This is a genomic window from Chitinophaga ginsengisegetis, from assembly GCF_900168065.1.
Lineage (GTDB): Bacteria > Bacteroidota > Bacteroidia > Chitinophagales > Chitinophagaceae > Chitinophaga > Chitinophaga ginsengisegetis.
In genome coordinates, this window is record NZ_FUZZ01000001.1 from 334,400 (window position 1) to 347,852 (window position 13,453).

6 protein-coding genes are annotated in these 13,453 nt (G+C 47.7%); 2 read left to right on the top strand and 4 right to left on the bottom strand.

The window, feature by feature from the left end; translation table 11 throughout:
• The first annotated feature begins 15 nt into the window (after positions 1 to 15).
• Complete coding sequence (locus tag B5Z18_RS01305; RefSeq protein WP_079467608.1) at positions 16 to 1,833, top strand: WG repeat-containing protein; 1,818 nt, start codon at positions 16 to 18, stop codon at positions 1,831 to 1,833.
• Between the two features lie 59 nt (positions 1,834 to 1,892).
• On the opposite strand, the gene B5Z18_RS01310 is transcribed toward B5Z18_RS01305, so the two are convergent.
• The 4 genes from B5Z18_RS01310 to B5Z18_RS01325 form a co-directional block, all read right to left on the bottom strand.
• Entirely contained in the window at positions 1,893 to 2,999 is a 1,107-nt protein-coding gene (locus B5Z18_RS01310; RefSeq protein ID WP_079467609.1) for a glycoside hydrolase family 99-like domain-containing protein, read from the bottom strand.
• A gap of 12 nt (positions 3,000 to 3,011) precedes the next feature.
• Positions 3,012 to 4,793 carry a SusD/RagB family nutrient-binding outer membrane lipoprotein gene (locus tag B5Z18_RS01315; RefSeq protein ID WP_159454139.1) on the bottom strand — a complete coding sequence of 594 codons (1,782 nt, stop codon included), beginning with the start codon at positions 4,791 to 4,793 and terminating at the stop codon, positions 3,012 to 3,014.
• Between the two features lie 9 nt (positions 4,794 to 4,802).
• Complete coding sequence (locus tag B5Z18_RS01320; RefSeq protein WP_079467611.1) at positions 4,803 to 8,051, bottom strand: SusC/RagA family TonB-linked outer membrane protein; 3,249 nt, start codon at positions 8,049 to 8,051, stop codon at positions 4,803 to 4,805.
• Between the two features lie 261 nt (positions 8,052 to 8,312).
• A complete protein-coding gene (locus B5Z18_RS01325; RefSeq protein ID WP_079467612.1) occupies positions 8,313 to 10,844 on the bottom strand; it encodes a tRNA wybutosine-synthesizing protein 4 beta-propeller domain-containing protein in 2,532 nt (843 codons plus the stop codon).
• Positions 10,845 to 10,968: 124 nt separating this feature from the next.
• On the opposite strand from B5Z18_RS01325, the gene B5Z18_RS01330 reads away from it, so the two are divergent.
• The gene (locus B5Z18_RS01330; protein WP_079467613.1) at positions 10,969 to 13,392 is read left to right on the top strand and encodes an alpha/beta fold hydrolase; all 2,424 of its coding nucleotides are present in this window, start codon (positions 10,969 to 10,971) and stop codon (positions 13,390 to 13,392) included.
• Positions 13,393 to 13,453 lie beyond the last annotated feature (61 nt).

Sequence of the window (13,453 nt, forward strand, 5' to 3'; positions counted from 1 at the left end):
TTGAAATAATTTATTATGTCTCACAGAGCTTACATCTATAATATATCCACCCCATCAGCAATGCAGCATACCGATGTAATGGTAATGGAGTGGGGCTACGAAGTTCCGCTGCTGCTGCAGCCCCTGCTGATAGACAGCGGCTTTGTAGCAGGCAACATTTACAATACACATACCGACCCGGAAAATTTTGGTCTTTATTATAATGCGGAAAATGGTATCAAAAACATTAAACGGTTTTATAATTTCATCGAAAGCCATCAGTCGGAACTGATAGATGATGCAGCACAATTCAGTATCGCCAAAGAAAAATTATTCCAATACCTGGATAAGTTAAGCCAGCCTTACTTTCATGTGGATGCCTGGGATGTTTTTAATATGAGCGATGAAAGTCATCAAAATCAAGCCAGCGAACTGTTAGCGGTTATCGCCCATAATAACACCGTAATAAACCGTGCAATAGACGCAGATGATATTTCGCTGTTGGCAACGTCTGCATTTGCGGGCGAGGTACTGTCCGGACTCCCTGATTTCAGAACGCTGCTGAATTACCCCGGCTTTGACTACGGCCTTGAACATATTTATGACCAGGAGATCACAGAGGAGGCAGATATTTTTGAAGAGAATGGACTTTGGGGTCTGAAAGATAAGAAAGGAGCAATATTAGTGGAGCCTTTTTACGATGAGTTTTACGGTTTCAATGAGGACGAAGACATCGCCGTTGTGTTAAAAGACGGCAGGTATGGCTATATACATAAGTCCGGGAAAATTATTGTCCACCCGGTTTATACCGACGCCTATGACTTTACCGGCGGATATGCGGTAGTAAACGTGGACGGTAAATATGGCCTGATACAGCCAAACGGAAACGTTAAACTGCCGCCGCATTACGATGACCTGTCATCTCTAATGCCCCTGGGAAGCTACTGGACAGCCAAATTGAACGGGAAATATGGTGTAATAAATGCCAGCGGCGAGGTAGTTTTACCTTTTGATTATGAGCATGAAATTAAAGATTCGGAAGATGAAACATTTTATGTTATTGCAGAAGAAGGAGAAGATAGTCATTTAATATTCTCTGATCAGTTTGTTTTATTAGGCAGATTCGATCCTGCCTTTGTTAAAAGGAGATCTATATATCATTGTGGAAATTTTAGTGAGGAGGTTTTTATCTTCGAAATTTTAAAACATCAACATCAATCACATAATATTTTATTATCCTCCACCGGAGAAGTATTACTAGCCGGTTATACCGCCATCATAGAGTCCTGGGGATACGCATTCCTGGTGAGTAAAAATGATAAACAGGGATTGTTTAAGTACCCACAGGGATTAGTGCTGGATTTCAACTTTGACTTAATAGAAGATCTCCGGCCCATTACCGATGAGCCAATCACCTCCATCATTAAAGAGCTTCCCAAACGCCTGGAGCATGTGTCTTTCAACTTTTGTAAAGTTACCGCCAATAAACAAACCGGCTTGTTCTTTACCACCGGTGATTTCAGCAAATGGATACTGCTACCTGAGTACTCCGAAATGAAATACCTCAAATCGCAATACATAGCCTTGCGTAAGGATTCCGGCTGGGCTGTTTTTTGTATCGATGGCAATCAGCATACAGATTTTGAATTTGAAGAACTGATCAACCTGATTTCATATACCGGAATCGCCTATGGCATAAAAGGAGACGATGTTTTTGCCATCATGGAGGAAGAAATATTGCCTGCTGACAAAATGCATTTGCTCGATTATGTAGAAGCAAATGGTGAATACGGCTATTATTACTTCAGCAAAGAAGTTCAGAAAAAATTACAAGCCTATATAGATAAGGAATAAGGGGCTGTGACGCAGCCCCTTCTGTTATTACAGGATCAAAAGTGAATCTTCCACGATTCTTATTTCTTGAATTGTTTTTTTACGATATTAAGATAGCGCTCTCCATAACTTTCCGCCGGTTCAAGCTGTGAGTCTTCTGTCCAGTTGTTCCATCCGTCTATCATGATCAGCCGTGTTTTGCTGCTGGCATTCATTTTGGCAACGTTGCACAATTTTATAAACATGGCGCCGCTGTCCGTACGAGGGTATTCCGGGTTGGTACTGGTGGGCGTGTTGATCTTCCAGCTATAGGCCGGCGTGATGTTAGGCACATAATCCACCCCGAAGTTTTTATCAAAATAATCCTTTGAATATTTCCAGTTCTGGTCCATCATCTGCGGCAGCAGGTACCACCGGTCCCAGTTATTGATCTGTGAGCTGAACGACTGGTGATAAATAGCATCCACACAGCCTTTGAAGCGGATTTCATAGCGGGCAGGCGGTGTCCAGCGGTCCTGCATCCCTACAATGTAAGGCTCCACGCCCAGCGCTTTCAGCTGGCTTCTCAGCGTATCATAAATAGCTTTATTGCTATCGGAAAACAGCGTTTGTGCGTTCTGGATATACAGCAATGGTTTGTCGCCCACTTTCTGGTAATGCGCATCTTTCAGGTAAGGAACAATTCTGCGGAAATCATCAAAGAACTGCGCCAGTTTGAGCTTATCCTTCTCGATGGGATTACTGGCGCTGATGCCGCCGTAGGTGCCGGTGCTGAAATTGTACGACATCGCAAATTTCATTTGTCCTTCCCCGTCGCTGTCGATGAAGCCACGGATCAAAGTGGAATCCGACCTGAAATTATTGGCGTCCCTGTTGGGAGAACGGAAAGAGAACACGAAATAATCGAGGCCCGCTTTTACGCCATAGGCAATATGTTTGGGCATGATACCCGGGGTGAGCACACCGTTGGGCATGCCGTATTTTCCTACTACCGGCACTTCTTTAATGTTGGCGTTCCATCCGCCAAAAGATGTATAAAAAGCGCCTACCACATAATTCTCCGTTACCGGTATTTCTTCAATATCGTAGTTCAGGATATTATCATCCACAGAAGGACCGGTAAGATCTTTTTTACAGGCGTTGAGCAACAGGAAAGCGGCTGCTGCCAATATATAAACACGTTTCATGATATTGATTTTTTAAGGATGATAAGTCTGGGTGATCACGTATCTGAATCCATCCCTTTGTGCGGCGACAGCCAGATCCTGTATGTTGTTGCCATACCATTTCTGGATGAAGCGGTAGTCGTAGCTGGCCGGCTCATTATTCCAGTCGGGCACGGTGTAAGGTTTTGCAAAATGCAGTTCCTGGTAAATATCATAGTCGTCGGTACGGCTCACTCCCAGTTCTTTCAATGCGCTCTGGTAGCCCACGGGGTTTAAGTTTACTACGGAAATGGGATAAGACATTCTTCCCGGCACATCCGAATACGTTGGGTTGGCGGAGTAAGAAGAGTTGCCTCCGGGGTTAGTATGCGGCGGCAGGCGGAACACGCGTGTTCTGCGTTCCAGGCACCAGCAGTCGAAGCCGCCGTCGGGGAAATAGTTCAGCCAGCGCTGCACCCATATTTTCACATAAGGATCGGCGGAGATATTGGCGTTGGTGAGACTGAGATAATTATTAAACCCTATCCCGGTGGTGTTCCATTTAATACCATCGCGTGCTTTGTATTCATCGCGGAGGGTAGTGCTGATATTCCAGGAGGCGAAGTTGGCATCAATACCGGCGTAGTAATATTGTTCCGCACTCTGGCTTCCTCCCAGTCCCATTTGAGCAGCCTCTGCTTTCAGAAACAATGTTTCTGCATAAGAGAGCATGATCAGGGGGCGGCCCACCTGGTAGATGATAGGATTGGCATTGGAGTAGCTGTTGATATTGGAGGTACCCACCATATCGGGCAATCCGGCGAGGGCTGTCCAGCCTGCGAGCTTGGTCCCTGCTTTCGGCTGACCAAGATAAGGAATCGGGTAAGTAACTACTCTCAGGGAATCGTCTGCCATGCTGGTGAGCGTATCTGTTAAGATAAAACGGTTGGCCGTGGGCACCGTGTCGTAGTAAACGCTCAGCCGCGGATCTTTATAGGATCGGAACACGGTGAACAGGAACTCGCTCAGCTTAGGCGCCTGGCCGGTAGCGCCAGGTGCGTATGGAAAGTACTGATTGGATTTGATATACTTGATGAAGTAAGGATTTTCGTTGCCGTTCACATTTTCAAAACTCATTTTCGCCGTTTCTGCTTCCGAGTTAATAGTGTTGGCTTCGTTGGCCATTACATCAGCGATGTGTTGCCTTGCGGCAGCGCCCATATTTTTTTGTGTACGGATCGCAATTTTCAGACGCATGGTATTGGCAAACTTAATCCAGTTTTGCAGGCTGCCGTTGTACACGGCGTCGTATTTGAGTTTGTCGCCGTTCAGTTTAATTTTAGCCGCCGCATCTTTCAGCGTGGTGAGTACATAGCTGTAAACGGTATCTTCATTCTCAAACATAATGGTAGACAGATATTCCGGGTTGTTGGCCTGGTACAGCGGCACTGCTCCGTAGTTGCCCGCCAGGATGGAATAAGCGTATGCCTGGAGAATCCGCGCCACCTGTACCCGGTTGTTATAAAGCGTATCGCTGCTATAGTTTACCAATACCTGGTTCAGGTTGCCCAGTACGCCCTGGTAAAATGTTTGCCACATCCCGGCATCAGTTACGTCATATCTGTTTGCCTGCTGACAAAGCAGGTGACCAAGATCCCAGTATTTGGTGGTGTTATAATCGGCCATGCGGGCATTCATATTTTTTACTGCCGCCAGGATACTGGCTTCCGGCGCGGCTTCTGTGAACTGTGTGGGATCGGCATTCAGGCTCTCAAAATCCCGGGTACAGCCCCAGCACATGATCGTTATTAAAGAAAGGATATATACTGCTTTCATGATACACATTTAAAAAGTTACTTTCAGGTCAAATCCATAAATAGAGAAAGGGAAAGATCCGCCGGACTCAATACCCTGGGCATTTCCGGTGGTGTTGGCTGCTTCCGGATCAATACCCTGCGGCGTATGTTTGAAGATTGTCCACAGGTTGCGGCCCACAAATGCAAGCCTTGCAGATTTCACTGGTGTTGTTTTTAAGATCCTTACCGGAACAGCGTATCCAAAAATCAATTCACTCAGGCGGATATTAGACGCGTTGAAAGTGATGGCAGGCGTGTTGTTCAGCACCATATCTGAATTGTAGGTAGTTGGGTTCATCCAGATACCGCTTTTTTTACCGGGAATCATCCTGCCGTCTTTATCAAGAATAGTTTTACCGGAGGCATCTGTGAGCGGGAAGTAGGCTTCCTCATAACGGGCGCCTTTGGCCCTGTCTGCATCGCTGTAGGCCGTGTTACCCTTGCTGGTGGCTTGTCCTACGCCCATCCTTTCCTGGTCGTTTTCACCGAGGATCACGTTGCTCATGAGGAATTCATCACGGCCGTATAAGCTGGCAATGGTGTTACCCGCGAAGTTGGCGCGGCCATACGAAGCGGAGTAAATAACGCCGCCCCATTTTACGGTGAACAGTACAGAAAGATCGAAGGCGCCATATTTAAAAGCAGATCCGAATGATCCGATCCAATCGGGATGGAAGTTGCCCAGCACTACATTGGGATCCGGGATCGTTCTGCCATTGGAAGGATTCACGATGAGCGTATCGCGCACTTTATACGGCGCATTGCCCGTAAGTACGCCGTACTGCTGGCCTACAATAGCATTCACGGTGGCGCCGAGGTTGGTACCCAAACTGAGACGGTCGATGTTAGGAACCAGCGACAGTACCTTATTCCTGTTCATCGACCAGTTGGCCATCACATTCCATCTCAGTTTTTTTGTTTGCAGGGCTACTGCGTTCAACGATAGCTCCACTCCCCTGTTCTGCATTTCGCCTGCATTGAGGATACGGGTGGAGAAGCCGGTTTCAGTTGGTATCTGCGGACGGATAATCTGGTTAGTGGTGTTAGACTGGTATACGTTAGCGGTAAACTGGATACGGCTTTTAAACAAAGCCAGTTCCACGCCGGCTTCTCTCGATAATGTCTTTTCGGGCTTTAGTTCTCCATTGTTCAACTGGTTATTATTACCATAGTTGAGATAGGGATTACCGAGAAATAATCCGCCGTAAGGATACGTGGTGATCAGCGATTGTGGCGGCGCGGCGTTACCTACCTGCGCTACGGATGCTCTCAGCTTACCATAGTTGAGGAAACTGTTTTTCGGCAGGAAGTTAGAGAACACGAAGCTGCCGCTGACAGACGGATAAAAGAACGAGCTGTTGTTAACGGGCAGCGTGGACGACCAGTCGTTACGACCCGTGATATCAATAAACAGGAAGTCGCGGTAAGCAATAGTAGCATTACCATAAACCGATTGCACATTAGAACGCACCAATGACTCCGTTGCAGCCGGAAACGCCGTACTGTTCTGGATGCTGGGCATATCGTGTACCAGCAGCGAAGCAATGCTGGTGCCCCTGAACTGGTTGTAGTTATTTACGTATTCCGCTCCCAGGTTGGCAGTGAGGGTGATGGATTTACTCAGTTTATTATTATACATGAACATACCCTGGTAATCCCACATCTGGTTATTTTGGGAGGAGTTGGAATAAAATCCGTTGGGTGTCCGGAGCCCACCCAGTTCCCTGTATTGATAGTAGCTCGCCATTTTTATATCTGACGAACCCATTAAGCGGAAGCTGAGGTGGTTAGTCAGTTTAGCCGTAGCCGTTATACCTGCCAGCAAGCGGTGGGACCTGTCTTCGTTTTCATTTTCGTTGATCATCCACAAAGGATTTTCCACGCTGCCTACTGCGCCGAAGGTAACGGAGTTGCCAAAGGCATCCGTCCATGGCGACAGCGAGTTGATGTTTACGCTGCGGGGCATGTACACGTATGCTGCCATCGGGCTGGACGGGTCCAGGTTACGGTAGGTACGGTTCCGGGTGTCCTGGTTGGTATACATCACCCTGGCTTCCACATTCAGGAACTTACCGAGTTTACGGCCGGCGTTGAGCGTAACGTTATGCTTCTTGATGATGTTCTGGTTTTTCAGTACATCATTGCTGTTGGTAAACATATACGACAGCCGGAACGACGACAACTCATCTGCTTTGTTGATAGAGATGCCGGAGCTGTTGGTGATGCTTGGCTGATAGAGGGAAGTGATATTATTGGGTTGTGGCGAATAACCTCCTTCCACCCTTTTGCCGCTAAAGTCGTTGTAGGGCTGGCCCAGCATAGGCATTCCCCAGGTAGATCCGTTGAGGCCCATACGTACCGCATCGGTACCGGTAACAATGTTGTTACCATTGCCCACCAGGTAACCATTAGCGCCTTCGCCGTATACGTTCTGGTAAGCGGGGAATTCAGCGATGGAGTTCACGAGCGTATTCTGATTGATGGCGATACCGAGGTTACCGTCGCCGATCTTTCCTTTTTTGGTAACGATGAGTACCGCTCCGTTGGCGGCGCGGGAACCATAAAGTGCTGCAGCGTTGGGTCCCTGCAGGATCTGGATGGACTCTACATCGTCGGGGTTGATATCGGCGGCGCCGTTGCCAAAGTCGAGGTTATCCCTGCCATCGCCCATGTCGTTGTTGATAGGCACGCCATCCACCACCCATAGTGGCTGATTATTTTGCGTCATGGAGTTTTCCCCTCTCAGGATAAGGCGGCTGGAAGATCCGGGCTGACCGGTAGTAGTTACCTGGAGGCCGGCCACTTTACCGGCGAGGCCATTCACGATGTTCAGGTCGCGCGCTTCGGTGAGGTTGTTGGGATTCACCGCCTGCGTGGCGTAGCCTATTGACTTGGCTTGCCTGTTAAGTCCCATTGCACCCGCAATGACCACATTTTTTAAATTGATAGGTGAAGGCGTTAATAAAAACTGAACCGTTGTTTGTCCGTTCAGCGCCATTTCTTTTGTTTCATAACCTGTCATGGTAGCCCGTAGTACCGTTGCTTTCGGGTCGGCCACATAAATAGAGAATACGCCATCTTCGTTGGTGGCTACCCCGTTGCGGGTATCTTTCACCATGATGCTGACTCCGGGTAAAGGATTGTTTTTGTCATCCGTGGCTTTCCCCCTGATAAGGGTTCGCTGGGCCGTTGCCTGTGTAAAACAGAGCAGGAGCAGGACTGGCAAGCAGAATCTCATAATTGATTGATAATTAATGGTTTAAAATAAACAGACCGTGGAATTGATTTCCAGTAAAGCGGGAGCTACGCTGATAGTACATGTTTAGGACAGGGAGACTTTCAGTTTCGTGGAATCCAGTAACATAACGCTTTGCTGAAAAAATGCTTCTTCAAAAATTATATTGCAAATCAATGATCTACACGCTAATAAATCCATTAACGAACGTATTAATGCGCCGTTAATCGTGATATTTTTTTTGAAAAAGACAGAAAGTGGTTATCAGGAGATAATATCCTGGAAGTTCAGGTGGAAGTTTTCGCCGTACATGTGCCGGTAATCTTTATAAAATTTCTCATAAACTGATTTGGCGATGGAGGGTCTTCCCTGCCGGATCAGGCTTTTACATTTTGCGCGCAGCGCTTCTTCATGGATAGGGTCAAAAATAAAGATGGCGTTAGCGATATCGATAAATATTTCGGGAGAGGCGTTAGCAGGTAGTCCGTTCATTTCCAGGAGCAGGATATCGAGCGCTTTGGAGGAGATGTCGGATTTGATATCTTCGAGCCAGGAATAATCCGTGCGGAAAAGAAAGGTGCCTTCTTTCACTATTTTTAACAGCGATTGAATTCTTTCCATACCCGGCGCAGCGGTTTTCACCAGCCGGCTGAACTCGGCCAGGTCAACCCAGAGCAGGTCCGGGTCGTAGGTAATTTTCCAGCGCCCTTCTTCACGGAGGATAACGCCGCTGCCCAGTTTTTCCAGGATGGCTTTCAGCTTTACCATGTTCACGGAGCGGTTGTTCCGCGCGTCTCTCTCCGGCTTATCATGCCAGAGGATTTCATATAATTTTTCTGAAGAAATACCTTTGCCTGACCAGGCAGTGTGAATCACGATCAGCAGGAGCATCTCTTTCAGCAGTGGCGACAACAGGTGCGTTAACGCATTCTTATCTTTGTCCAGTACCTGGAACTCACCAAACAGCAGCAGGGCTGCCCTGTCGGGCATCACTTCTTCCGGCGCTGCTGCGCCGGGTGATGCAGGCGCTTCTTCCGGCAGCACCGGCCTGGCGGGAACTGCAGTTACTACCGGCTTATTATTCCGGCGTCTATATAAATAATAATATACTACGCCTGCTATAACTACTACCCCTGCCAGCCCGAACCACCACCATTTTATACCGGTACCAGCTATGCCTGAAGCAGCGGATAATGATAGCTGCGCGGGGGGAAATGCCAGCGAGTAGATGCGTACTTCGGTAGATTTATCCCTATCTACAATTTGTGTAACGGCCAGCAACTGGTGGCTGCGGGCACAGTAATACAAATCGGCGGCAGAGCGGTTATCGAGAAATGCGTAAGGAATGGTATCTCCTGCCAGCTGGAATTCCGGGCGTGCCAACGACCCTTTGATCAGTTGCAGCCGCGACATAAAGCGGTCGTTCGGAAACATCAATGCATAGTAGCTGTTGTCCGTTGTATCAATCACCATCGACGACGCGAATACAAAAGGCTCTGCGGGTTCGGGCAGGGTGAATAGTTTTTGTATGCGGTTGTTGGCCACATCATACCGGAGCATGTCGTAATAATACCGTGGGTTCAGCATCTGTTCCCCGTTATCGCTGCCATAGCCTCCCAGCAGGTAGGCGGTGTCGCCGCCTGCAGTAGCGCCCAGCGCAGCAAGATATCTTGGTTTATAATCCGTTTGCTGTACTGCTACTTTCTCCCATTTGCGGGTGGAGAAAGAGAATCGTTGTACGAGGTTTTTATACTTCAGCTGGCCATAGCCACCGAGGATATATAATGCGTTATCGCTTTTGCGGATAAATTTATTTGTTTGCCAATACTGGGTAATATCGGTAGAATCGAAAGGAATATCCCAGCTGCGGGTGGCTGGTTGCCACGCTGCCAGCTGTTGCTGATCGATATGGACGCTGTATAAAGTGCGGCTGGCGGGATTATACACCGACTGGTAACCGGCGGCCAGGTACTCCCGTCTGCTGAGTGGCTCCGCCTTCACGGACCGGTCGCGCAGGAGGAAATGATGGATACTGTCGGCGCCCACGATATAAATTTCTTCTTCCAAAGGATCAAAGGTATAACTGCCATTACCCTTCACCGTTAGTACCTTCAGCAGCTGCCACCGTTGGTGCAGCGGCGTTCCCCATACCGGGTTGATCACATTGGCCACGCGGCGGTGGATACTGTCCACCGCATGCACACCGGCCAGTTCATTCAACGGCCAGAACCCATCCATCTCTTTATCGTGGTACAGCGCAATGCCCTTCACCTGCATGGGCGGTACATCGCTGGTTTTAAAGCTGTGCAGCTGGCAGGCGCCAAAAAATATCCGGAAGCATTGATCTTTCAGCGCTATTTTTCTGCTGCCGAAATTTTTCCCGTTAACCGTAAGCGACAGCATCTGCCCGTCGTATTGCAGGCTGCAGGAATTCCAGCGATGGAAAAGCAGGGTGCTATCCAGCTGGAAGTCGAGATGCGTATACACATCCCCAAAAACGATACTGAATTTCTGATCAAAGTGATTATAAATAAGATCGATGTTCTGATGATGATTATTGATCATGCGCACCAGGTAGCCGTAGTACACGTTCCTGTCGGGGAAGAAGTTAAAGTCGAACGACAGGCCAAAACTGCCATCCAGGCAAAGCGGTTCTTTTCCGTTTAATTCCAGCGAGGTTCTTTTCTCCTGTACCTGCTCGAAGGAAGAGAAGACCAACCCCTGCGATTGTGCAGGTAAACAAAAAAATATCAATACCCCAACAAACAGCAGGGCTTTAAAGGAGCACATCTTCATGGTGGAACACTAAAGGGCACATCGATGTATGCGTATTCTGGTTGTTTATTAAGCGGGAAGATAGGTTGTTTTGTTGAAATAATTTGAGTAATATGGCTGCCGAACGATGATTTAAAGGAAGTATATGAAGCGCATCTCTTTACTGGCGGTAATGATTTTTACATTTTTGATCTCCTACAGCCAGCAACTTTACGTTAAAACATTTGGCGATCCCCACCACCCTGCAATCGTGTTTATTCACGGAGGTCCCCGTGGAAATTCGGTGCTTTTTGAAGGTACCACCGCCCAAAAACTGGCCGGCAGGGGCTTTTATGTGATTGTTTACGACCGGAGAGGCGAAGGCCGGTCGTCCTATGACAACGCTAAAGTAACCTACGGGGAAGCGTTTGAGGATCTGAATGGCATCTATAAAAAATTCCATCTTACAAAAGCCAGCTTAATAGGTTTTAGCTTCGGCGGTTTGGTTACAACCCTGTTTGCGGAAAAGTATCCTGAAAAAATAAATGCAGTTGTGCTCACCAGCGCATTGTTTGCGCAGCAGGCTACATACAATCATATCCTGGATTCTGTAAAAAGAATTTATACCCGGAAGCAGGACGCTATACAGTTGAAAAAAATAACGGACGTTGCACTGCTTGATAAAAATTCCGCAGCCTACCGTAAGGAATGTTTCGCACTGGCAGCTGAAAACGGATTCTTTAAAGCGGGGCAACTTAGTGATGAAGCAACAAAGATCTATGCAGCCTATGAAGCCAGCGATCTTTCTAAAAAAGATATCAGGAACGACCAGGCACCCGGACTTTTTTATAAGAACGAAAAGCTGGTGAACATTGATGTAAGGCCCATTCTGGCAAAGCTGAAAAGCAAAGGCATCGCTATTTTTGGCTTGTACGGTAAAGATGATGGTATTTTTTCCAGTGAGATGATTAATAGTATCCAGGCGATCATTGGTGCGGGGCATTTTAAATACCTTGATCATGCCTCGCATTATCTTTTTGCCGATAGACAAGACGCATTTCTGAACAGTATAGCGGCATGGCTACAGGAAACGGAGCCGCATATTAACGGCCCGCGCGTATATGGCGCAAGACCCGGCAAAGCGTTTATGTACACCATTCCTGCCACCGGCAAGCGCCCCATGACTTTCCAGGTAAAGCATTTACCTGAAGGCGCAACGCTCGATAAAAACAGCGGGGTGATTTCCGGCAGCGTTAAAGAAAAAGGAGACTATACAATTGAACTGATCGCCGTTAATAAATATGGCCGGTCCGCCAAAACATTCACACTGGTGATTGGCGACAAGCTCGCATTAACGCCGCCAATGGGATGGAGCAGCTGGTATAGCTTTGGCCGCAACGTAACGCTGGATAAAGTAATCCGTACCGCTGAAATGATCCGCGACAAAGGATTGCAGCAATATGGCTGGAGCGTGATAGAAATCGACGATCCATGGACAAAACAACCGGGAAAAGAAGATTCCATCTGGACAAAGCTGAAACAAAAAACAGGAACAGCCTACTCTTACTACGAAGGTCCGGACAATTTGCCCGGTCGTGTTGGACAGGTGCGCAATGAAAACGGCGAGTTGATTCCCAATCAGTATTTCACCGATATAAAAGCGTTTCCCGCGCTGATGCATAAAATGGGTTTTAAGGCAGGGATATACAGTTCTCCCGGCCCGCTTACCTGTGGCGGTGTAGCCGGCAGCTATGGCTATGAACAAACAGATGCAAAATTCTTTGCAGACAACGGCTTCGACTACCTGAAATACGATTGGTGCAGTTACGGCTCATTGGCTAAAAACGAATCCAAAGCGGAGTTGATCAAACCCTACCGGTTGATGTCCGATGCACTGCAGGCGCAGAAGAGGGATATCATTCATGCGCTGTGTCAATATGGAATGGGCAATGTATGGGAATGGGGTAATGAATCCGGCGGGCAGCTATGGCGTACCGAAGGCGATATTACAGATAACTGGCACTCCGTGTATGGCGCCATCCGGAAACTGGCAGACAAAGCTCAATATGTAAAGCCCGGAAACTGGAACGATCCGGACATTCTCCAGATCGGCGTGGTGGGCGCGCAAAGCGAAGGAGAAGCAAAACGTAATCACCTCACACCCGACGAACAAAAAACGCATTTCAGTATGTGGTGTATGCTGGATGCCCCGTTGCTGATTGGCGCCAACATTGAATTGCTGGATGACTTTACGCTGGGGCTGATCACTAACGAAGAAGTGATTGCGGTAAACCAGGATGCCTTAGGTATGGCGGCAGGTTTAAAAACGGTGCTGCCGGATACCGTGGAAGTATGGAGTAAGCCACTGGAAGATGGCGGTACAGCCGTTGGCCTGTTGAATGCAGGCGACAAAGCAGTAACTACTACTTTTCCATTTAGCGCCGTGGGTTTGGAAGGAACGTATGCTGTAAGGGATCTGTGGGAGAAAAAAGATCTGGGTTTATTTTCGAAAGAAATAAGCATTACCATTCCTTCACATGGCATTGTGTTGTGGAAGATCATCAGAAAGAAAGCAGGCGCCGCCCGGTAACCCGCTTTACATTTTGCTGTTTATGAAAACAGATTCCGGAAATTAATCTTATATTAATACT